This is a genomic window from Pilimelia anulata, assembly GCF_014647895.1.
GTDB classification, from domain to species: domain Bacteria; phylum Actinomycetota; class Actinomycetes; order Mycobacteriales; family Micromonosporaceae; genus Pilimelia; species Pilimelia anulata.
Window position 1 is genome coordinate 22,046 of record NZ_BMQB01000009.1, and the last position, 22,025, is coordinate 44,070.

17 protein-coding genes and 1 riboswitch are annotated in these 22,025 nt (G+C 75.3%); of the genes, 11 read left to right on the forward strand and 6 right to left on the reverse strand.

All coding sequences use genetic code 11. The annotated features are described in order from the left end of the window. Nucleotides 1–12 precede the first annotated feature (12 nt). Together IEY94_RS18330 and IEY94_RS18335 are read right to left on the reverse strand one after the other, a co-directional pair. On the reverse strand, nt 13–4,077 hold the full coding sequence (locus tag IEY94_RS18330) for a Pls/PosA family non-ribosomal peptide synthetase (RefSeq protein WP_189171456.1): 4,065 nt from the start codon (nt 4,075–4,077) through the stop codon (nt 13–15). Beyond that, on the reverse strand, nt 4,074–5,687 hold the full coding sequence (locus IEY94_RS18335) for an aspartate aminotransferase family protein (protein WP_444544022.1): 1,614 nt from the start codon (nt 5,685–5,687) through the stop codon (nt 4,074–4,076). Before IEY94_RS18335 ends, IEY94_RS18330 begins: the two co-directional genes overlap by 4 nt. A 394-nt stretch (nt 5,688–6,081) precedes the next feature. On the opposite strand from IEY94_RS18335, the gene IEY94_RS18340 reads away from it, so the two are divergent. Next, on the forward strand, nt 6,082–7,014 hold the full coding sequence (locus tag IEY94_RS18340; protein WP_229784242.1) for an alpha/beta fold hydrolase: 933 nt from the start codon (nt 6,082–6,084) through the stop codon (nt 7,012–7,014). Nucleotides 7,015–7,036: 22 nt separating this feature from the next. Here IEY94_RS18340 and IEY94_RS18345 read toward each other — a convergent pair whose 3' ends face one another. Both IEY94_RS18345 and IEY94_RS18350 read right to left on the reverse strand, forming a co-directional pair. After that, complete coding sequence (locus IEY94_RS18345; protein WP_229784243.1) at nt 7,037–9,364, reverse strand: glycosyl hydrolase family 18 protein; 2,328 nt, start codon at nt 9,362–9,364, stop codon at nt 7,037–7,039. Continuing rightward, the gene (locus IEY94_RS18350) at nt 9,351–9,638 is read right to left on the reverse strand and encodes a hypothetical protein (protein WP_189171616.1); all 288 of its coding nucleotides are present in this window, start codon (nt 9,636–9,638) and stop codon (nt 9,351–9,353) included. The genes IEY94_RS18345 and IEY94_RS18350 overlap by 14 nt, the downstream gene beginning before the upstream one ends. A gap of 18 nt (nt 9,639–9,656) precedes the next feature. Between IEY94_RS18350 and IEY94_RS18355 the strand changes: the two genes are divergently transcribed. The 7 genes from IEY94_RS18355 (at nt 9,657) to IEY94_RS18385 (ending at nt 17,025) form a co-directional block, all read left to right on the forward strand. Then, nucleotides 9,657–11,177 carry a S8 family serine peptidase gene (locus tag IEY94_RS18355; RefSeq protein WP_189171459.1) on the forward strand — a complete coding sequence of 507 codons (1,521 nt, stop codon included), beginning with the start codon at nt 9,657–9,659 and terminating at the stop codon, nt 11,175–11,177. Nucleotides 11,178–11,381: 204 nt separating this feature from the next. After that, entirely contained in the window at nt 11,382–11,963 is a 582-nt protein-coding gene (locus IEY94_RS18360) for a M23 family metallopeptidase (protein WP_189171460.1), read from the forward strand. 50 nt (nt 11,964–12,013) lie between these two features. Continuing rightward, nucleotides 12,014–12,199, forward strand: coding sequence for a hypothetical protein (locus tag IEY94_RS18365; RefSeq protein ID WP_189171461.1), 186 nt, complete (start codon nt 12,014–12,016; stop codon nt 12,197–12,199). A gap of 146 nt (nt 12,200–12,345) precedes the next feature. Next, on the forward strand, nt 12,346–13,575 hold the full coding sequence (locus IEY94_RS18370; protein WP_195826243.1) for a S8 family peptidase: 1,230 nt from the start codon (nt 12,346–12,348) through the stop codon (nt 13,573–13,575). Nucleotides 13,576–13,611: 36 nt separating this feature from the next. Then, nucleotides 13,612–14,361: a S1 family peptidase gene (locus IEY94_RS18375; protein WP_189171463.1), complete on the forward strand. Its 750-nt coding sequence runs from the start codon at nt 13,612–13,614 to the stop codon at nt 14,359–14,361. Nucleotides 14,362–14,482: 121 nt separating this feature from the next. Continuing rightward, complete coding sequence (locus tag IEY94_RS18380; RefSeq protein WP_189171464.1) at nt 14,483–16,171, forward strand: CocE/NonD family hydrolase; 1,689 nt, start codon at nt 14,483–14,485, stop codon at nt 16,169–16,171. Further along, on the forward strand, nt 16,171–17,025 hold the full coding sequence (locus IEY94_RS18385; RefSeq protein WP_189171465.1) for a S1 family peptidase: 855 nt from the start codon (nt 16,171–16,173) through the stop codon (nt 17,023–17,025). Before IEY94_RS18380 ends, IEY94_RS18385 begins: the two co-directional genes overlap by 1 nt. Before the next feature lie 57 nt (nt 17,026–17,082). Here the strand turns inward: IEY94_RS18385 and IEY94_RS18390 are convergent, their stop codons facing one another. After that, nucleotides 17,083–17,379 carry a hypothetical protein gene (locus tag IEY94_RS18390; RefSeq protein ID WP_189171466.1) on the reverse strand — a complete coding sequence of 99 codons (297 nt, stop codon included), beginning with the start codon at nt 17,377–17,379 and terminating at the stop codon, nt 17,083–17,085. A 125-nt stretch (nt 17,380–17,504) separates the two neighbouring features. Beyond that, entirely contained in the window at nt 17,505–17,957 is a 453-nt protein-coding gene (locus IEY94_RS18395; RefSeq protein WP_229784244.1) for an SRPBCC domain-containing protein, read from the reverse strand. A 232-nt stretch (nt 17,958–18,189) separates the two neighbouring features. Between IEY94_RS18395 and IEY94_RS18400 the strand changes: the two genes are divergently transcribed. From IEY94_RS18400 to IEY94_RS18410, 3 genes are all read left to right on the forward strand, one after another. Further along, complete coding sequence (locus IEY94_RS18400; RefSeq protein ID WP_189171468.1) at nt 18,190–19,074, forward strand: alpha/beta fold hydrolase; 885 nt, start codon at nt 18,190–18,192, stop codon at nt 19,072–19,074. Between the two features lie 248 nt (nt 19,075–19,322). Next, entirely contained in the window at nt 19,323–19,976 is a 654-nt protein-coding gene (locus IEY94_RS18405) for a prepilin-type N-terminal cleavage/methylation domain-containing protein (protein ID WP_189171469.1), read from the forward strand. Next, complete coding sequence (locus IEY94_RS18410; protein ID WP_189171470.1) at nt 19,973–21,601, forward strand: ricin-type beta-trefoil lectin domain protein; 1,629 nt, start codon at nt 19,973–19,975, stop codon at nt 21,599–21,601. The genes IEY94_RS18405 and IEY94_RS18410 overlap by 4 nt, the downstream gene beginning before the upstream one ends. 97 nt (nt 21,602–21,698) lie before the next feature. Then, nucleotides 21,699–21,893, forward strand: a riboswitch (cobalamin riboswitch). The last annotated feature ends 132 nt before the right edge of the window (nt 21,894–22,025 follow it).

Genomic DNA, 22,025 nt, shown 5'->3' on the forward strand with positions numbered 1-22,025 from the left:
GTCCACGATGGATCACGATATATCCGCGCGGCTGGCCGGATTGCCCTCCCAGTGGGCGCCGGCGGGTACCTGCTCGCCCTTCATCAGGAACGAGTCCGGGCCGAGCCGCACCCCGTCGCCCATCGTCACCCCGTAGTGGACGAACGCGTTCACCCCCAGCGTGCAGCCGGCGCCGAGCACCGTGTGGTCGGACTTGAACGTCCCCTCCTCCAGCGAGTGCGACTGGATGCCGCTGCCCACGTTCAGCGTGCAGTCGTCGCCGATGGCGACCAGCCGCCGCTCGGTCACCCACGCGCCGTCGTCGAAGACCCGCTTGCCGATCCGGACGCCGAGCAGCTTCCAGACCAGGTTCTTCACCGGGGTGCCGTCGAACGCCCGGTACGAGGTCACCGGCACCTTCCAGAACCGCTCGTGCCACCAGTAGTACGGGTCGTAGATCGAGCAGAACCGCGGCGTCATCGCGCCGGTGGCCAGCACCAGCCGCTCGGCGGCGATGAACAGCCCGGTGCCGTACACCAGGGTGAGGGCCAGCGCGCCGGCCAGCGGGGCCGTGCCGTAGCCGTCGTCGCGCAGCTCCGCGGCGACGAAGCCGAGCAGCAGCACCCCGAACAGGAACAGCCAGCGGACGAACAGGAACAGCGCCATCGTCACCAGGTTGTGCCGCAGCTTGGCGGCCAGCCGGCGGCGCAGCACCGGGCCGCTCTTGAGGTCGTCGAACAGCCGGTCCCGGTCGACCGCCCGGGGGATCTCGAAGCAGGGCGAGCCGAGCAGGCCCACCCCGGTCCGGACCGGCCCGTCGACCGGGACCATCACCTTCGTGGCCAGCAGGCAGTCGTCGCCGGTCCGGCCGGCGGCCGGGTAAGCGATGTTGTTGCCCAGGTAGCTGCCGGCGCCGACGTCGGTGCGGCGCAGCCGGAAGGACGTCGCCGAGTACTCGGCGTTGTTGAACGACAGGCCGTCGGAGACCATCGTGCCGGTGCCGACCACGCTGAGGTACGGGCTGTCGTGCCGGACCGAGATGCCGAAGTTGGAGCCCGTCTGCTCGACCCGGCCCAGGTCGTAGCCGAGGCCGCGCAGGTAGTGCACGACCGCCGAGCTGTCGCCGAACAGGTACAGCAGGAACTGCCGGTTGGTCAGCCGGGACACGGTCCGGTGCAGGCCGTACCGGAAGCCGTACAGCGTGTGCACCCGGTCGGCCGGCACCCCGCGGGCGAGCAGCCGCGGCACCGTGCCGACCAGCGCCAGCCCGGCGACGATCCCGCCGGCGAACAGCACCAGCGAGCTGACCAGCGCCGCCCGGTAGAACGACCACGAGGTCAGCGCCGCGTCCTGCGGCCCGAGCACGACCGCGGCGACCGGCAGCTTCTCCAGCACGACCACGACCAGCGTGATCCCCAGCGGCGCGTAGATGCCCAGCGCGGAGACGAGCTGCCAGGCCGCGTAGCCGAGCCGGCGGGCCCGCCCGCCCGGCGCCGGCGGCACGATGTCGTACCGGGTGTCGGTGGCCCGGCCCGGCGAGCCGTGCCAGCGCGCGCCGGCCGGGACCCGCTGGCCGGGGTGCAGCGACGAGGTGTGCCCGAGCTGGCCGCCGGCGCCGATGGCGGTGTCGGCGTCCAGCACCGACGCCTGCCCGACGAACGCGCCCGCCCCGATCGAGACCGGGCCGGGGTACAGCACGCCGGCCTCGGCCCGGTAGCCGGTGAGGTACGCGTCCTTGGACACCACCGCGCCGTCCCCGATGGTGATCAGGTCGGTGCAGACCGGCGCGTTGCGGGACAGGTACAGCACCCCGCGGCCGACCCTGGCGCCGAGCAGCCGCAGGTACAGCGTGTACAGCGGCGACCCGGTGAACATCGCCAGCGGGCTCCACCGGATCAGCGTGCGGACGGTCCAGAACCGCAGATACGCCAGCCCCCAGACCGGGATCGGGCCGGGTTTGAACCGCCCGATCAGCAGCCACTTGGCCGCCACGGGCAGGACCGACAGCAGGACGAACGCCAGCGCGCCCGCCGCCACCGCCCGCCGGTAGGTGTCCGCCCAGCCGGCGCCGGCCGTCACCCAGCCGTAGCCGGCCGCCAGCACCGTCGCGCTCAGGTACGCGTACCCGAGGAACAGCGCCACCTGCGCCGCCCCGCAGGTCAGGTAGCGGGCGGTCCGCCCGCGCGTCGGGGCCGGCGGCGCGGGCGCCGCCGCGGCCGGCCGCCGCTGGGCCGGGATGACCGCCGGCAGGGCCGCGGCGAGCGCCGCGACGCTGGGGTGCCCGTACACGTCCCGCATGGACACCGCGCCGAGGTCGGCGCGCTCCCGGATCCGGGCGCAGAAGTGCGCCAGCAGCAGCGAGTTGGCGCCGAGGTCGGTGAAGAAGTCGCTGTCCACCGACACCCGGTCCAGCTTCAGCACGCCGGCCAGCAGGTCGGCCAGCGCCGCCTCCCGGTCGGTGCGCGGGGCGGCGTACTCCCCCGCCGCCGCCCGGCTGCGCGGCCCGGACGGCGGCGGCAGGCTCTTGCGGTCCGCCTTGTTGCTGGGCAGCATCGGGATGCGGTCCAGCTCCTCCAGGTAGGCCGGCACCATGTAGCCGGGCAACTGCCCGCGCAGCGCGGCCAGCAGCGCCGCCGGGTCGAGCGCGGCGGCGTCCGAGCGGCGGCTGTAGTACGCCACCAGCTCCACCGCGCCCGGCTCCGGCTCGTGCGTGTCCACCACCGCCTGCGCGACGCCCGGCAGCTCCAGCAGCACCGACTCGATCTCGGTCAGCTCGATCCGGTACCCGCGGACCTTGACCTGGGTGTCCAGCCGGCCCAGGTACTCGATCTCGCCGTCGTCGTTGACCCGGCCCAGGTCGCCGGTGCGGTAGATCCGCCCCGACGGGTTGCCGTCGATGCCGAGGAAGTCGGGCACGAACGCGCGGGCGGTCAGGTCGTCCCGGTTGAGGTACCCGGTGGCCAGGCCGATCCCGGCGATGCCGATCTCCCCGACGGCGCCCGGCGGCAGCGCCCGGGCGTCGTCGGGGTCGAGGACGACCACGTGGTACGTCGGCAGCGGCACCCCGAGGGTGACCGGCCGGTCCGGGTGCAGCGGCGTCCAGGTGGCCGTCACGGTCGCCTCGGTCGGGCCGTACACGTTGAGGAACCGGCGGTCCGGCCGGTGCCACCGGGACACCAGGTGCTGCGGGCACGCCTCCCCCGAGACCAGCAGGAAGCGCAGGCCCGGCAGGTCCTCCTCGACCGTGGCCAGCAGCGTGGGTACGCAGCACAGCGCGGTCACCCGCTGCTCGGTCAGGTACGCGTGCAGCTCGTGGCCGAGCAGGCTCGCCCCGCCCGGCTTCGGCACCAGGGTGGCGCCGGCGACCAGCGCCACCCAGATCTCCTCGACCGAGAAGTCGAACGCGATCGTCAGCCCCTGGTACACCCGGTCGGCCCGCACCACCCCGTACACCTCGTCGGCGACGCGGAGGAAGTTGCAGATGCTGGCGTGCTCGATCGCCACGCCCTTGGGCCTGCCGGTGGTGCCGGAGGTGTAGACGACGTAGCACAGCTCGTCGACCGGGGCGCCGCGCTCGGCGTCGGTGAGCCGCCGCCGGTCCCGCGCGGCCACCGCCGCCGCGGCGGCGTCCACGCAGACCGGCATGGCGTCGGCGTCGGCGAGGTGGTCGCGCAGGTGCGCCTGCGTCAGCACCCGCCGGACGCCGGCGTCGGCGGTGATGAACGCCAGCCGGTCGGCCGGGAACGCGACGTCCAGCGGCACGTACGCAGCGTTGATCTTCAGAACGGCGAGCATCCCGACGTACGCGTGCACCGGCCGGTCGAACAGCAGCCCGATCCGGTCCCCCGGCCCGGCGCCGACCGCCAGCAGGTGCCGGGCGAGCTGGTTGGCCCGGGCGTCCAGCTCGTCGTACGTGAGCCGGTCCTCCGGCCCGTCCACGGCGAGCTGCCCGGCGTGGCCGGTGGCGCGCAGCCGGTCGCACTGCTGCTCGAACAGGTGCTCGAGCCGCTCGCCGGCCCGCCACCGGATGTCGTCGGAGTAGCCGGGGCAGTGCCGGACGAGCGCGGCGGCCTCCGCCGTCCCGACGCTGGCGCTCATGCCCCGCCCCGACCGGCCACCGCGTCGACCGGCGCGGCGCCCGGGCCCGGCGCGGCACCGGCGCCCGTAGCGGCACCCGGTACGGCGGCGCCGGGCGTCCCGGCGGGCGGCGCGTCGGCGGGTGTCGCGCCGGTGGCGGCGGCGAGGGCGTCGGCCAGCAGCCGGCAGGCGGTGTCCACGACGTCGGCGGTGACGTTCAGCGGCGGCAGCATCCGGACCACGCCGTCCTGCCGGCCGCCGACCTCCAGGATCAACCCGGACCGCAGCGCCCGGGCCTGCACCTCGCGGGCGACCGCGGTGGCCGGGCGGCCGGTGCGCGGGTCGGCCAGCTCGACGCCCCACATCAGGCCGAGCCCGCGCACCTCCCGCACCCACGGGTTGTCCCGCAGCTCGCCCAGGCGGTCGGCGAGCTGCCGCCCGCGGGCGCGGACGTTGCCGAGGATGTCGTCGCGGCGGACCAGCCGGATCGCCTCGGCACCGGCGGCGAACGCGAGCTGGTTGCCGCGGAACGTGCCGGTGTGCGCGCCGGGCAGCCACTGGTCCAGCGCGGCGTCGTACAGGATCAGCGCGACCGGCAGGCCCATCCCGGACAGGCCCTTGGAGGCGATGATCACGTCGGGCTCGATGCCGTACTGCTCGAACGCGAACCAGGTGCCGGTGCGCCCGCAGCCGGTCTGCACCTCGTCGAGGATCAGCGGGATGCCCAGCTCCCGGGTCAGCTCGCGGACCCGGCGGACGAACTCCGGCCGCGCCGGGATCACCCCGCCCTCGCCCTGGACCAGCTCCAGGATCACCGCACCGGGCCGGGGCACGCCGCCGTTGGCGTCGTGCAGGCACCGCTCCAGCACGGTGACGCAGTTGGTCGCGCACGTGTCGGCGGACAGCCCGACGGGGCAGCGCGAGCAGTACGAGTACGGGAAGAAGTGGACCCCCGGCACCCCGTTGACGACCGGCTGCTTCTGCTCGACCAGCCCGGTGAGCGCCATCGCGGCGTGGCTGCTGCCGTGGAACCCGCCGTGGAACGAGACGATGTCCCCGCGCCCGGTGGCGATCTTGCACAGCTTGATCGCGGCGTCCACCGCATTCGCGCCCGCGGGGCCGCAGAAATGGACCTTCATGCGGTCCCGCAGACCCGGCGGGAGCATCGAGAACTGCGCCTCGACAAAGTCGTCCTTGGCCGGTGTCGGAAAGTCGAGTCCGTGGGTGAACCGGCCGAGCTGTTCGTTCACGGCCCGCACCAACTCGGGCGGGTTGTGGCCCAGCGGCAGCGCCCCGGCGCCGCTGAGGAAGTCGATGAAGATGTTGCCGTCCACGTCGCGGACGAAGCTCCCGGACGCCTCCGCGATCGCGATCGGCAGACGTCTGGGGTAACTGCGCGCATTCGACTCGCGACGCTGCTGTCGAGTGAGGAATTCGGCCGAGCCCGGGCCCGGAAGATCGCCCGACACGCGCGGTCCGGTAGGGGGTGAGGCCAGGTGGAGAGTGGTCACAATGCGGCTCCCGTCGCTTCCCAGCCCTGGCCGCCAACAACCGGCACCTGCCCCGTTCGGCCCCAGGGCGACGCAGCCGCTAACGCTAGCGACAGGTCGGGGCACCGGGACAGAGCACACGGAAGGTCAATGTCGACACTCGCCGAGCACGATTCGGGACAACGCCGAACACGGTCCATAGGAGGTGGATCAGGGCAAATGTTTCTGGTTACCGGCCGGTACGGCACCGCCGTTTGCGCCGATCCCGATTGGACTGTCGACAACCGTCGCATTTCGCCGGATCGGCGGTGGATGAATGGACGCGCGCCCTGTGCCACCGGTACATCGATCCTGTCAACTGAAAGTTACCCGGGAGCGCGCACCCGCCCGGGCACGTTCCCGGGTAACTCCGAGGAAACGGATGTCCGAATGGCATTGCCGATTGCGCCGATCCGATGTTTCGCACCACCCCCGCGCGAGCATGTTCCGAGCGCGCACCGGGAGGCGCTGCGGTGCCGGTATGGGGTGCGGCGGCATGGAGGGCGGGTCGATGTTCGAGGGCTTCGCGGCGGCGACGATCGACACCGGCCCGGCCACGGCCTTCGTCCGCTGGGGCGGGCAGGGTCCGCCGGTGGTGCTGCTGCACGGCCACCCGCGCACGTCGGCCACCTGGCACCGGGTGGCCCCGGCGCTCGCCGCGCGCGGGCACACCGTGATCTGCCCGGACCTGCGCGGCTACGGCCGCTCCCGCGGCCCGGCACCGGCCGCCGACCCGGCCGGGTACGGCAAGCGGGCGCAGGCCGGCGACATCGTCGCGGTGCTCCGGGCGCTCGGCCACGACCGCGCCGCCGTCGTCGGGCACGACCGTGGCAGCTACGTCGCCCTCCGGCTGGCCCTGGACCACCCCGCGCTGGTCAGCCGGGTCGCGCTGCTGGACTGCGTACCGATCAGCGAGCACCTGCGCCGGATCACCCCGGAGTTCGCCGCCCGCTGGTGGCACTGGTTCTTCTACGCGCAGCCGGACAAGCCGGAGCGGGCGATCAACGCCGACCCCGAGCGCTGGTACGGCGGCGACCCGGCGGCGATGGGCGCGGCGAACCACGCCGAGTGGCGGGCGGCGGTCCGCGACCAGGATGTGGTGGCGACGATGCTCGCCGACTACCGCGCCGGCCTCACCGTCGACCGGCGGGCCGAGGAGGCCGACCGGTCCGCCGGGCGGCGGGTGCGCTGCCCGGCCCTGGTCCTCTGGTCGCTGCGCGACGACCTCCCCGCCCTGTACGGCGACCCGCTGGCGATCTGGCGCGACTGGGCCGACGACGTGCGGGCGGCCGGCATCGACTCCGGCCACCACCCGGCCGAGGAGGCGCCGGCGCCGCTCACCGCGGCCCTGGCCGACTTCCTCGCCCCGGAACGGTCGCCCGCCCCGGGGCCGATCGGCGGACCGGATCGCGCGCCCCGGCGCGGATAGCGCGCCGGGGCGGCAGCCGGGACTACCCCGGCAGGCCGGTGTGCAGGGCGGACATCAGGGTGCCACTGGCGGTGTCGCCGGACATCTCCCAGATCATCCCGCCGCCGAGCCCCTTCGACCGCACCCAGGCCGACTTGCGCTGGATCGACCAGGCGTCGTCGAAGCTCCACCACTGGCCGTTCTCGCCGGTGTAGCAGTACGTCGACACCGACTGCTCGTCGTGCTGCACCCGGCAGTTCGGCACCCGGGCGAGCAGGTCGCTGTACCCGCGGGTGCCGGCCTCCTCCGGGAACTGCCCCGGCGCCGCGCCCCTGGCGTCCTGCCACTCGCCGTTGGCGGAACTGCCGTCGGGCAGCTTGCCGGCGGTGACGTTCTGCCAGCCGCGGCCGTAGAAGGCGAAGCCGATCGTCAACCGGCGCGGCTGCACGCCGGCGTCCAGGTACGTCCGCACGGCCAGGTCGACGCTGAACTCGAACGGGTACGGGTCGTGGGCGTCCCGGAACAGGTTGCCCTGGTGCCCGGCCCGGTTCGGCTCCCACGAGTTGTCGCTGCCGGCGCCGTGGAAGTCGTACCCCTGGACGTTGGCGAAGTCCAGGTAGTCGAAGACGCTCGGCGTGCCGTCGGCGGTGCTGATGTCCCAGCCGGCGGCGACCTTCGCCGGGTCGGCCGGGGTGAACGCGGTCAGCAGGTACCGCCTGCCGGGCCCGCTGAGCGCGTCGAGCTGCTTGCGGAACTCCGCGCACAGCAGGGTGTTGTTGGCCTTGTCCGCGGGGCTGACGTGGTTGCCCGGGTGCCCCTCGGCGCCCGGCCACTCCCAGTCCAGGTCGATGCCGTCGAAGATCCCCGCGGCCACGCCGTCGCCGCCCGCGCTGCCGGCCGCCGGCAGGTTGCCGCGCAGATAGATGTCCAGGCACGACCTGACGAACTTCTCCCGGCTCGCGGCGGTCGCCGCCACGTCGGAGAAGTACTTGGAGTACGTCCAGCCGCCGAGCGAGATCAGCACCCTGAGCTTCGGGTGCTTGGCCTTGAGCTTGCGGAGCTGGTTGAAGTTGCCGCGCAGCTTCTCCCAGCCGGTGTCGGCCTGCCCGTCGACGGACTGGTTGGCCGGGAACGGGCGGCCGTAGTCGGCCTCGGCGTCGCCGGCGCCGTCGCCCTGGTTCGGGTCCTGCGGGTTCGGCGAGGTGCCCTTGGTGACGCCCTGCAGGCAGGTCCCGGTCTTCGGGTCGATGTTGGCGAACGCGTAGTTGAGGTGGGTCAGCCCGGCCGCGGCGCCGGAGGTGTCGAGGTTCCTGACGAAGTACTGCCGGCCGTAGATGCCCCACTGGACGAAGTAGCCGACCCTGGCGTGGCCGGGGCCGATCGAGTCGTCGGTGGTGACGGTGACCTCGGCGCTGGCCGGCGAGGCGTTGTCGTGGGTGTCGCGGGCGCGGACGGAGAAGCGGTACGCCGTCAGCGGCGCCAGCCCGGTCACCGTCGCGGCCGGGCCGGTCGCGCTGGCGGCGAGGGCGCCGCCGCGGTACACGTCGTAGCCGGCGATGCCGCTGGGGTCGGTGGCGGCGGTCCAGGCGAGCGTCACCGACGAGGCGCTCTTGCCGGTCGCCCGCAGCCCGGTCGGCGCGGCCGGGGCGGTGGTGTCGTCGGCCGGGTCCAGGGTCGTCGTGGCGACCGGGGCGCTGTCGGCGGAGACGTTGCCCCGCCGGTCCCGGGCCCGGACGGTGAACGTGTACCCGGTGTTCGGGGTCAGGCCGGTGACCGTCGCGGCGGTGCCGGCGGCCGTCGCCACGGCCGCGCCGTCGCGGTACACCTCGTAGCCGGCGACCGGCAGGTCGCCGGCCGGCGGCGCGGTCCAGGTCAGCGAGACGGTCCGGGTCGTCCGGCCGGCGACCGCGGGCGCGGCCGGCGGGCTCGGCGGGCGGTCGGCGGTGCCGTCGCACTTGGCGTCGTCGATCCGGCAGCCCACCGGCGCGGCGCCGGCCGACGACGTGAGGTACCAGAAGCTGTACGGCTCGGTGTCCCGGCCCGCGCCGACCGTCCCGTTGTAGTGCGCGTTGGTCACCCGGATCCGGCTGCCGTCGCGGGTGACGGTGCCGTGGTCGCTCTGGCTGAACGTGACGCCGGCGGGCAGTTCGAACTCGATCGTCCAGCCGGTGATGGTCGCGCCGGTGGGGTTCGCGACGACCAGCTTGTTCTGGTACCGGCCGTCGGACCCCGTCGCCACGTGGGTGGCGGTGAGGCCGGCGGCCGGGCGGGCGGCCGCGGGAGCCGCGGCGGCGGTCAGCAAAAGGAGGGCGGCGCCGAGCGCGGCGCCGGTACGGCGGAGGGCGCGCCGGATGCGGTCAGGGGTGGGCACAGCGGTACTCCAGACCATCAGCGGACTCCCGACCGGGGCCGGGAGTGGGCGCGACGTAGTCAAGGATGTCAATGTTCGGCCCGCCGTTCAATAGTCGGGCGGACACCGGGCCGCGCCCCGCGAGGTCGACCGATCCGGGATCGCCCTTGCTGCGCCACTGCCCGCCGATGTCCTGTTGGTGGGCTTTCGGGAAGTTCTCCGGCGGAGACGTTCGTACCGGCTTTTCGTTCAGTTCGCGGCGTCCCGGCCGATGGCTCCCCCCGGCGGTCGTCACCGAATGAGCGGAGTCTCGATGATCAACAGAACCAAGCGGGCCGGACTGGCGGCGGTCGCCGCGGGGCTCGTCGCATCGGGACTCACCGGCGTCGCGCCGGCGGCGGCGCTCGCCGCGCCCGCCTCCCCCGCGGGGTCGCACTGGGCGAGCTGGTTGGGCGCGACGGACAAGTCGCCCGCCACCACGCTCAAGCAGGTCCGTACGCTCATCGGCGCCGACACCGGTACCGCCGCGGCGCTGACCGGCAAGGGCGTCGGCGTGGCGCTCATCGACACCGGCGTCGCGCCGGTCGCCGGCCTGCCCGCCGCGAAGGTCGTCAACGGGCCGGACCTGTCGTTCGAGTCGCAGTCGGCCGACCTGCGGTACCTCGACTCGTACGGGCACGGCACGCACATGGCCGGCATCATCGTCGGCAACGACACCGCCACCGGCACGGTCGGTCTGGCCCCGGACGTCAAGCTCACCTCGATCAAGGTCGGCACGGCCAACGGCACGGTCGACGTGTCCCAGGTCATCGCCGCGGTCGACTGGGTCGTGCAGCACCGCAACGACGACCCGGCCAACCCGATCAAGGTCATCAACCTGTCGTACGGGTCCGGCGGCACCGTCGAGGAGTGGAACGACTCGCTCGGCTTCGCCGCGGAGAAGGCCTGGCAGTCGGGCATCGTGGTGGTGGCCGCGGCCGGCAACGACGGCAACAGCTTCGGCTCGCTGGCCAACCCGGCCTCCGACGAGTGGATCCTGTCCGTCGGGGCGGCCGACACCAAGGGCACGACCACGGTCAGCGACGACGTGCTGACCACGTTCACCAACCAGCCCAGGGGCGGCAAGCAGCTCAACATCCTGGCCCCCGGCGCGTCGATCCTGTCGCTGCGGGACCCGCTGTCCTACATCGACGGCACCTACCCGGCCGCCCGCAGCGGGGAGACGCTGTTCAAGGGCAGCGGCACCTCGCAGGCCGCCGCCGTCGTGTCGGCCGCGGTCGCGCTGATCCGCCAGTCGAAGCCGTCGGCCACGCCGGACCAGATCAAGTCGTGGATCACCCAGAGCGCGACGTACGTCCCGAACGGGATCGCCGCCACCATGGGCCTCAAGGAGGTCAACGTCAACGCCGCGCTCGCCCGCAGCACCACCGCGGTGACGCCGCAGAACTTCTCCAGGAGCAACGGCACGGGCAGCCTCGACAACGCCCGCGGCAGCAGCCGGGTCATGTACGACAACGTCGCGCTCGCCGGCGACAGGTCGGTGTGGGGCCCGCTGAAGACGGCCACCTGGGCCCCGAAGGCCGCCGCCGGCACCGCCTGGTCGGGCGGCACCTGGATGGGGTACCGCGTGGCCGGCGACGGCTGGACCGGCACCTCCTGGGCCAGCCGGACGTGGGCCCCGGCGACCTGGACGAGCAAGCCCTGGAGCGGCGCCGCCACCTGGACCGACCCGGCCTGGGAGGGCCGCTCCTGGACCGGCCGGAGCTGGACCGGCCGCTCCTGGACCGGCGGCACCTGGACCGGCCGGAGCTGGTCCAGCGACGACTGGAGCTGACCACTCCCCAGCGCGAACGATCGCGGGCCTGCGCCGAATGCGCGGGCCCGCGATCGCATTCGTGGTCGGGGCCATTGTTGCCGATGGGGTTGCAGTGCATTGCTGTCCGTCCTCGGAATACTCTCAGTGTCATTGACGATCGTCACTGGTTGTTCATAGCCTCGGAGCATCGGGTGAGATGCCGCACGGGTGGATGGAGCGACGGTGACGGACGCGTACCGCACGCGCACGGCCGGGCTGGCGCTGGCGATCGGGGCGCTCCTGCTGGTCACCGCTACCGCCCCGCCCGCGGCCGCCGACGCCGAGTGGACCGCACCGGTGCGCGCGCCGCTGACCTCCGGCTACCACACCCCCGACCGCCCCGAGCACCACGGCGTCGACATCGGCGCGACCCGCGGCACCCCCGTCCGCGCGGTCGCCGCCGGTACGGTCGCCGTCGCCCGCTGCCAGGTCACGCCGGTCGAGCACGGCTGCGACCGGGACGGCGGCCTGAGGATCGGCGGCTGCGGCTGGTACGTCGACCTGGCCCACCCGGGCGGGGTCATCACCCGGTACTGCCACCTGGGCCGGCAGCCCACCGTCGCGGTCGGCGACCCGGTCCCCGCCGGGCGGGTGCTGGGCATGGTGGGCAGCAGCGGCAACTCCTCCGGCCCGCACCTGCACTTCGCTGTCCACGTCGACGGGGACTCCACCGCCAAGGGATCGGTCGACCCGGTGCCCTTCCTGCGCGAACGCGGCGTCGACCTGGCCAAGCCCACCCGCCCCGCCGACCCGCCGGGACGGTGAGCCCGGCCACATCCGCGGGTGGGCGGCGGCGGACGGGGAACCGTCCGGGCATGACCACCGACCGGCGCCGGCGCGCGCCCCGCTCCGCAGCCCCCCGCACCCGGCCGCTCGACTGGACCGCCCGCTGGGGCTTCACCGACGTGCTCTGGGACGACGAGCACGTGACCGCGGCGCCGCTGCGCGACCGCCACCGCAGCGGCGTCGCCGACGTCCTGCTCCCCGACCACCGCCACTGACCGCCATTCCGCGGCCCCCGAAAAGGATTTCCGCGGGCCGCGGATAACCGTGCAACTGTGGGATTCCCGCCCACCCGCTCATCTATCGGCGTCGATTCCCCTTCCCTATGGTCGGGTCCACCATCGGACGAGGGACGGGACCCGCCATGCCACTGCCGAGAATCGCCGTCGCCACCGCCCTGGCCGCCGCGGCGGCGCTGCCGCTCCCGGCCGCCGCCGCCCCGCCCGCGCCCGTACCGGCCGGGCCGCCGGCGGTCGGGTCCGTCGTGCCGGGCAGCCACGTCGTCGTCCTGCGCGACGCGCCGTACGCCCGGGCCGCCGACGCCGCCGCGGCCGTCGACCGCACCGCCCGCGCGCTCGCCGCCGCCGGCGGGGGCGCGGTCGGCCACACGTACAGCGCCGCGCTGCACGGCTTCCAGCTCCTCGGCGACGCGGCCGCCGCCGCCCGGGTCGCGGCCGACCCGCGGGTGGCCGCCGTCGTCGCGGACCGGGTGTCCGCGGTGGCGCTCGCCGACGTACCGGCCGGCACCCAGGCCGACGCGCCGTGGGGACTGGACCGGATCGACCAGGCGAAGCTGCCGCTGGACCGGCAGTACCGGTACCCCGCCTCGTCGTCCGCCGTGCACGTCTACGTGCTGGACACCGGCGTGCGGGCGACGCACACCCAGTTCGGCGGGCGGGTGACCGGCGGGTTCGACGCGGCCGAGGGCAAGTCCACCGACGACTGCCACGGGCACGGCACGGCCGTGTCCGGGATGGTCGCCGGGCGCACGTACGGGGTGGCCAAGGGCGCGAGCATCCACCCGGTGCGGGTGATGCGCTGCGACGGCACCGGCAGCAACGCCACGATCATCAAGGGCATCGACTGGGTGACCGCGAACGCGGCCAAGCCGGCCGTGGCCAACATGAGCCTGATCGGCGCCGCGTACCCGCCGATGGACGCCGCGATCGACAAGTCGATCAAGTCCGGCGTGTTCTACGCCGTCGCCGCCGGCAACGGGCAGCCGCCGGGCAAGCCGGTGGACGCCTGCACCCAGTCCCCCGCCCGGGTGCCCGCGGCGCTGACCGTCGGCGCCACGCAGAACACCGACGCCGTCGCCGCGTTCAGCAACCACGGCACCTGCCTCGACCTGTACGCGCCGGGCGTCGGCCTGGAGACCGCGTGGAAGGACGACGACAACGCCACCAAGACCGCCAGCGGGACCTCGCTCGCCGCGCCGATGGCCGCCGGCGCCGCCGCGCTGGTGCTGACCGCGAACCCGGCCCGGACGCCCGCCGAGGTGCACGCCGACCTGGTCGGCGCCGCGACGCCGGGCGCGGTCACCGACCCGCCGGCCAACACCGCCAACCGGCTGCTGAACGTCACCCGCCCCTGACCCCGGCCCCACCCACCCCGACCGGAGGTACCACCCATGCGCCGCATCCCCGCCATCCCGCCCCGCCCGGCCGACACCCGCCCGCCGCGCACCGCCGCACCCCTGCGCCGCGGCGCCCTCGGCCGCGGCACGGCCGCCGTCCTGTTCGCCGCGCTCGCCGCGCTGCCCGCGGCCACCCCCGCCGCGGCCGACCCCGGGCACGGGATCATCGGCGGGGCCGACGCCGCCGACCCGGTCCCCTGGGCCGCGGCGCTGGGCAACTGCAGCGCCTCGCTCATCGCCCCGCAGTGGGTGCTGACGGCGAAGCACTGCGCGACCGCGCCCGGCGCCGCGGTGGCCGTCGGCCGGGCCGACCGGACGCAGGGCGAGCGGTACACCGTCGGCTCGGTCGCCCGCTCGACCAACTCCGACCTGACCCTGCTCAAGCTCGACCGGGCGGTGCCGAACGCGCAGCCGGCCCGGCTCGCCGAGGCCGACCCGGCGGTCGGCACCGCTGTCGCCATCTTCGGCTGGGGCCGCACCTGCCAGGGCAACTGCCCCGCCACCACGGTGCTGAAGACCGCGCAGATGACGTACGTGCGGCCGGAGAAGGACTCGACCGGGGCGCCGGTGCTGTACCTGGAGAAGATCACCGGCTCGCCGTGGATGGGCGACTCGGGCGGGCCGGCGTTCGTCGACGGGGTGCAGGTCGGCGTGCTCTGGGCCGGCAACAAGGGCAAGACCGACGCGTACTACAGCAGTGTGGCCAACGGCCGCGCCTGGATCCGCTCGGTCGCGGGGGTGTGACCGTGACTTGCCAGTACCCGCGCCCGCGTTGCCCGGGCCGGCGCGCCGATCGATACTCCTGGCCTGTCGTCGGCGCCGCGACCCCGGTCGTGGGCGCCCGCGCCGAGGGGGAGGTGCTGCGGTGACGAGGCTGGCCGTGCTGCTGCTGCCCGCCCTGCTGCTGGTCGCCGCCCCGACCCCGCCCGCCGTCGCGGCGCCGCGCGCGCTCGCGCAGAAGGTGTTCGTGGAGTCCCCGGTGGACTCCGACGGCGACGGCCGGGCGGACCGGATCGCCGTCCGGGTCTCGCTGCCGCCGGCCGCCCGGCGCGGCGCGCGGGTCCCGTCGATCCTCACGGTCACGCCGTACAACGGGGCGTTCAACCCGTACCCGTACCACGACCGGGACGTCGACCGGCTGCCCCAGGAGGCCCCCGGCACCGGCCCGGCCGCCCGCCGGGTCGCCGCCGGCGACGCCGCCGGCGACCGGATGCGGGCCGCGGCGCTGGCCGCCCGGCTCGACGGCCGCTTCGTCGCCCGCGGGTACGCCGAGGTGGAGGCGCAGAGCCTCGGCACCGGCGAGTCCGACGGCTGCCCGAGCAGCGGCGGCCCCGACGAGGTGCGGGCCGCCGCCGCGGTCGTGGACTGGCTGACCGGCCGGGCCCGGGCGTTCGACGCCGCCGGCGCGCCGGTCGCCGCCGACTGGAGCAGCGGCAGCGTCGGGATGACCGGCGCGTCGTACGACGGGTCGCTGGCCAACGCCGTGGCCGCCGCCGGCACCCCCGGCCTCAAGGCGATCGTGCCGATCGCGGCGATCTCCAACTGGTACGACTACTACCGGGCGAACGGCCTGGTCGTCGGCGCCGCCGACGCCGGCGGGGACCTCGACACGCTGGCGCAGAAGGTGGCCAAGCGGCCGCGGGAGTGCGCCGCGCAGCTCGCCGCGATCCTGGCCGGCGAGGACCGGGCCACCGGCGACTACACGCCGTACTGGCGGGAGCGCGACTACCTGCGCACGGTCGACCGGGTCACCGCCGCGGTGTACGTCGTGCACGGCCACAACGACTGGAACGTGCGGGCCGCGCAGTACGGCGCCTGGTTCCACGCCCTCGCCGCCCGCGGCGTGCCGCGCCGGATCTGGCTGCACCGGGGCGCGCACGACATCCCCACCTCGCTGGAGTACCGGCTGTCGGTGGAGAAGTGGTTCGACCGGTTCGTCAAGGGCGTCGACACCGGCGTGCCGACCGAGCCGATGGCGACCGTCCAGGACCAGCACGGGACCGTCCGGACGGCGCGCTCCTGGCCCGACCCGGCCGCCCGCACGGTGACGCACCCGCTGGCCGCGCTCGGCGCCACCGGCCCGCGCACGTTCACCGACAACGGCCGCAAGCTCAGGATCACCGACCTGGTGGCCGATCCGGACGCCGACCACCCCCACCGCCTCGTGTACCGGCTGCCGGCGCAGGGCCGGGCCGTGCGGCTGGTCGACGCGCCGACGGTGACCCTGCGGGTGGCCGTGCCGAACCGGACGGCCGCCAACCTGACCGCCCTGCTCGTCGACTACGACGGCGGCCGCCCGACGATCGTCACCCGCGGCTGGGCGGACCCGCAGAACCACGTCGACGTCGCCCGCGGCGAGCCGCTGGTGCCCGGCCGGGACTACACCGTCCGGTTCGCGATGCAGCCCAAGGAGTACCTGTTCGGCCCGCAGTCCCGGATCGGCCTGGTCGTGCTGTCCACCGACAACGCAAACTCGCTGCGCCCGCCGCCCGGTACCGAGCTGCGGATCACGCCGGACGGCAGCAGCCTCGCGCTCCCGCTGGTGGGTGCGTGATGGCGGGCCCGGCGGCGGCCGCCCGCGGTGGGCGCGGGCGGCCGCCCCGCCGGGGGGCCCGGGCGCTCGCGGCGGGCGTACTGATCGCGGCCGGCGCCGCCGCGGCGGCCGGTCCCGCCGGGGCGGCGCCGGCCGGCCCGGGCACCCGGATCATCGGGGGGCGGCCGGCGGCCGAGGGGGCGTACCCGTGGATGGTGCGGCTGGGCTTCGGCGCCAGCGGCCAGTGCGGCGGGTCGCTGGTGTCGCCGGACATCGTGATCACCGCGCACCACTGCCTCGAGTACGCCAAGGGCCTCACCGCCGACATCGGCCGGGTCCGCTGGAAGGACGCCGAGCCGGCCGGCGCCCGGCGCACCTCGACGCCGGACCGGTGGCGGCTCGGCGGCGGCCCGAAGGTCGGCGACTGGGCCGTCGTGCGGCTGGACCGCCCGTACGCCGGCGCCGCGCCGGTGGCGCTCCCCCGCGACGGCGCGCTCGACGCGGCGCCGGCGTTCCGGGCGCTCGGCTGGGGGCACACCGAGCCGACCGGGAGCCCCAACTCCGAGACGCTCAACGAGGTGGACCTGCCGCTGGTCGGCCAGAACCGGTGCCCCGACTTCAACGGCAAGAAGGAGGGCTGGGAGATCTGCGCCGGGGACTGGGACAACGGCGGGATCGACTCCTGTACGAACGACTCCGGCGGCCCGCTGATCGCCCGCGACGGCGAGCGGTGGGTCCTGGTCGGGATCGTGAGCTGGGGCTGGGGCTGCGCGCAGAAGCAGCGGCCCGGCCACTACGTGGCGGTCAGTCGCCGGCTGGCGCAGTTGCGGGCGGCGATCGTCGAGCTGGGCGGCCAACCGCCGCCCGGCTGGTGAACCGGCCGCCGCCGGCCGCGCCCGGGGGGCGTGCGGCCGGCGGCGGTCGGGACCCGGTCAGCCGATCGCGTTGACGACGGTCGCCACCTGCTTGCTGTTGCTCTGCGCCGGGCAGTCGGCCTTGCCGACGTCGGCGAGCTGCTTGGTCAGGACGTCCACGTCGACCACGCAGACGGCCGCGGCGACGGGGATGCTGAGGTTGTTGAGGATGGCCACCTGGTTGCCGTTCACGGCGTCCTTGATGGAGATGTTCACCAAGCCGGACGCGGCGGCGGCCGGGGACGGGGCGAGGGCGGCCGGGGCGAGCGCCGCGCAGCCGACGACCAGGGCGGCAAGGGCCTTCTTCGTGCGCATATCTATTCCTCTCGTACACTGTGGACGATGCGGGTTCGATGCGCTGTGGCGCACCGGGTACGGCGATACCCGGCCCGGAGATCGTCATGCCGAGAGTGAAAATCGGTCGTTCACGGGCGCGCGGTTCACACCCCGGCGGCGGGCCCCGCGGGGCGGGTCCCGGCGCGGGCGCGCAGGGCCTCGTTGCACTCGACGAAGCCGCGCGCCGTCCGGTCGAGGGTGCCGCGCAGCAGCGGGACGAGCAGGCCGGTGAACCGCTCGCGGTGCCCGACGACCGTGCGGTCGCCGTCGGCGTCGAGGACGAACTCGTGCACGCCGGCGAACAGCCCCGGCACCGGCGCGGCGCCGCGCCAGCTCAGCCGCCGCCCCGGCTCCACCGCCCGGACGGTGGGCGTGAACGTCATCGCCCGGCCGCCGGGCGGCCGGATCCGGACGGTCAGCCGGGCGCCGACGACCGCGGCGCCGCTGATCGAGACGATGAACGGGTTCCACAGCGGGTACGCCCCGAAGTCCAGCAGCGTCCGCCAGACGACGTCGACGGGGGCCGCCACGACCACGGAGGTGTCGATGATTCGCACCGCCGTATTGTGCCCCGCCGGCGCGCGATCGGCCCGGCCCGCGCGCTGAGCGTCCTCGCACCCGCGGCCGGTGTAACGCCCCGCTCCCCTTCCACGATAGGGCGGCCGGGCGCCGGGCGCCCAGCGGGGATTCCCGGCTGTGCGCAGGGCGGTGGATCGGCCGCGTTCGGCCGCGGCGCGGCCGGCCGGATTGCTAGCGTTCCCGGCCGTTGACCGGCGAGGGGAGCAGCGCATGACCGAGGAACTGGCCCGCGGCGTCGGGCCGGCGGGGATCGACATCGCGTACGAGCGGCTGGGCGACCCGACCGGCCCGCCGGTGCTGTTGATCATGGGTGGTGGCGCCCAGATGATCAACTGGCCGGACGGGTTCTGCGCGGCGCTGGGCGAGCGCGGGCTGGCCGTGGTCCGGTTCGACAACCGGGACACCGGCCGGTCCACCCACCTGCCCGACGCCCCGGTGCCGGACGTGCCCGCCGCGCTGGCCGGCGACCTGTCCTCGGCCCCGTACACGCTGTCGGACCTGGCCGCCGACACCGTCGGCCTGCTCGACGCCCTCGGCTGGGACGGCGCCCACCTCGTCGGCGCGTCGCTCGGCGGGATGGTGGCGCAGACGGTCGCGCTGGAGCACCCGGCCCGGGTCCGGTCGCTGACCTCGATGTTCTCGACCACCGGCGACCCGGCCGTCGGCCGGACCGACCTCGCCGCGCTCGCCCCGCTCGGCGCCCCGCCGGACGACCGGGACGGGTACGTGGCCTGGCAGGTCGCGGCGGTGCGGGCGATCGGCTCGCCGGGGTACGCGGACGACGCCGCCGCGGTGGCCGAGCGGGCGGGGCGGGCGTACGACCGCGGGCACGACCCGGCCGGGATGCTGCGCCAGGCGGTCGCGGTCGTCGCCTCCGGCGACCGGACGGCCCGACTGGGCGCGCTGCGGGTGCCGACGCTGGTCGTGCACGGCACCGACGACCGCATGATCGACGTCAGCGGCGGGCGGGCGACGGCCGCCGCGATCCCCGGCGCCGCGCTGGTGACGTACCCGGGCATGGGCCACAGCCTGCCGCGCGACCTGTGGCCGGAGCTGGCCGACCGGATCGCCGCCCTGGTCCGTCGCGCCGAGTGACGGCCCGATGCCGCGGTCCACCGGAATTCCGGTCGACCGCGCGGCACAATTTCCCGGTGAGCGGGACTGTCCCGGCCCGGATCTCCGGCCCGGGCGCACCATCGGCCCCGCCGGCCCCGCCGGCCCCGGACCCGGTCGCCGCCGGTCCCGGTGCCGTGGGCGATGACGCCGGGCCCCGGCGGGGCGGCCCCTCGCCGCCCCGCGGCGCATCCGGTCAGGCCGCCGGCGGACCTGCCGATGGTGGACGGGTGCAGTGTGCGCGCCCGGTGGGCCGCCGGACGGTCCGCGGAGCCGGCTCCGCGGACGGCTTCACGCTGGTCGAGGTCCTGGTCGCCGCGGCGCTCGTGGCTGCTGTGCTGATCCCGATCACCGCCTTCCTGGTCCGGGCCGTCCGGACCACCGACGCGCAGGGGGCGCTCCAGGAGGCGACCCGACTCGCCGCCGACGGCCTGGACAGCATCCGCGCGATGCCCGCCGCCGCGCTGGTCAGGGGCCGCGATGCCGGGTCCGTCGCCGCGCAGTGGGCCACGGCGCCCGCCGCCGTGCGCGAGTCGCTCGCCGGGATGACCCCCGCCAGCGACCCGGCCGCCGCGGCCGGGGCCGGGGCCGGCGCGGCCGTCCCGACCATCCCCGTACCGTACGCCGGGCGGACCGGACCCGCGTTCACCCGCACGTACTACGTCGGCCGGTGCTGGCAGGCGAGCGCGGACAGCGGCTGCGCCGCGCCGGCGGTCGGGAACCCTTTCCTGCGGGTCGTCCTCGCCGTTACCTGGACCGGCCGGGACTGCCCCGCCGACGGCTGCGTCTACCGGGCGGCCGCCGTCCGGACGGCCGCCGCCACGGACCCGTACTTCCCACCCGTCGCGCTGCTCCGGACGGGCGCCGCGCCGGTGGCGGCGTGAGCCCCGCGGCGCGGCTCCGCCGGCTCCGCGGGGCGGAGCGTGGCTCGCTGCCGCTGGCCCTGGTGCTGGTCGGCACGGCGGTGTCGGTCAGCACGGTCGCCCTGTCCACCTCGGTCGTGGAGATCGTGGCCAGCCGGCAGGACGCCCAGCGGGAGGGCTCGCTGGCCGCCGCCCGGACCGCGCTCGACCTCGCCATCGGCGGCATCCGCGCCGCGCACACCCCCGCCGACGCCACGGCCGGCGACCGGGCGAAGCTGCCGTGCGGGCCGCTGTCGGGCACCGACGCGGTCGCCGGCCGATACCGGGTCGACATCCGCTACCTGCGCGCCGACCCACACGGCCGGGCTGACGGGGATACCGCCTGGTGGGCGGCGAACACGGTCGCCTGCACCGCCACCGACGGCCCGGCGCAGACGCCGGCGTTCGCGCTGCTGCGCGCCCGCGGCAGCACCAGCGGCAGCGGTGCGCTGGACGCCGCGCCGGGGCGCAGCGTCTGGGCGACGTACGTGTTCCGGACCATCGACGACATCATCCCCGGCGGGCTGATCCGCGGCTTCGGGGTGAACCTGTGCCTGGCCGCCGGCGGCACCCCGGCGGCGGGCGTGCCGGTCGTCGTGGCGACCTGCGCCGACGGCGACGCGGGGCAGACCTTCGCGTACCGGCCGGACCTGAGCCTGGCGCTGACCGCGACGCGCGGGGCGGACGCCCTGTGCATCGACGGCGGCGCGCCGCACGCCGCCGGGGCCGCGGTCTTCCTACGCCGCTGCCTGTCCCCGATGGCCCCCCGACAGCAGTGGATCTACGAGGACTGGGGCAACTTCCGCGGGACGAACGCGGCCGGGACCGACATCGACGAGTACTGCCTGAACGCCACGCAGGCCAATGTGGTGAACAGCCCGGTCCGGCTCGGCGTGACGAACCGCGACGACGCCAACGGGCTGGCGCAGTGCGGCCCGTCGGACCCGCTGTACACCGCCACCAAGACGTTCGTGCCGGCGCCGACGGCCGGCGCCGGGCGGTCCGGCCCGGCGATGGGGCAGGTGGTCAACCGGCACCAGTTCGGCCGCTGCATCGACGTCACCGCCGAGGAGGTGGAGCAGCCGTACCTGATCCTGTGGCCCTGCAAGCAGAAGGCGGTCGGGCAGGCGCACTGGAACCAGCGGTTCACCCTGCCCGCGCCCTCGGCCACCGCGCCGACCGCCACCGGCCCGGTGGTCGTGGCGGAGTACAACTTCACCGATACCCAGTACCTCGCCACCCACTGCCTGCTCAGCCCCGGCTCGACGGCGCGCGGCCGGTACGTCCGGCTCGTCACCTGCGACCCGGCCGGCCGCACCCCGGCCGGCACCCGCTGGACGGTCACCCGGGCGACCGACGACCCGGCGACCAGCTACCGCATCCGCGAGGCCGACGAGGACGGCGACGGGGTCGAGGAGGGCTACTGCCTGTCCGCCACCGACAGCAGCACCTACCCGGACTTCCACGAGTTGCAGGACAACCCGCAGTTCGAGATCGGCAAGCTGATCGTGGCGGGGTGCGACGACAGCAACCTGCAGAAATGGAACGCGCCGCCGCAACTCGTCTCGGCCGACCCACTGAAGGATTTCGGCGAGGGCCCGCGCTGACGTCCGGGGTGCCCCGACGCCCCGGCGGAGTGGTCGCCGTCGCACCCGCGCCGCTGCGCCTTCCGCCGGCCGGGGGCGGCGCGTAGCCTGGCGGGCGGTACGGGTTCGCCCCGCCGCCGGACCGATGGCGGGGCGTCGCAAGAGGGAACCCGGTGGGAATCCGGGACTGCCCCGCAGCGGTATGGGAGAACGACCGCCGTCGAGAACACTGAGCCGACCGGCTCGGGAAGTGACGGTCAGTAGGTGGGCGTGCCACGCGCCCGTGCTCCCGAGTCCGAAGACCTGCCCGCACCGGCGCGCTGCGGCGCGCCTGCCGCCGGCCCCGCGGGAGGGCCGCGTGTCGTGCGGGCCGCCATGCGGGCGTCCCGCCGCTGCGCGCACCCCTCCCACGTCGGCCCGGCGGGAATGCCAGGGCATTTCGACG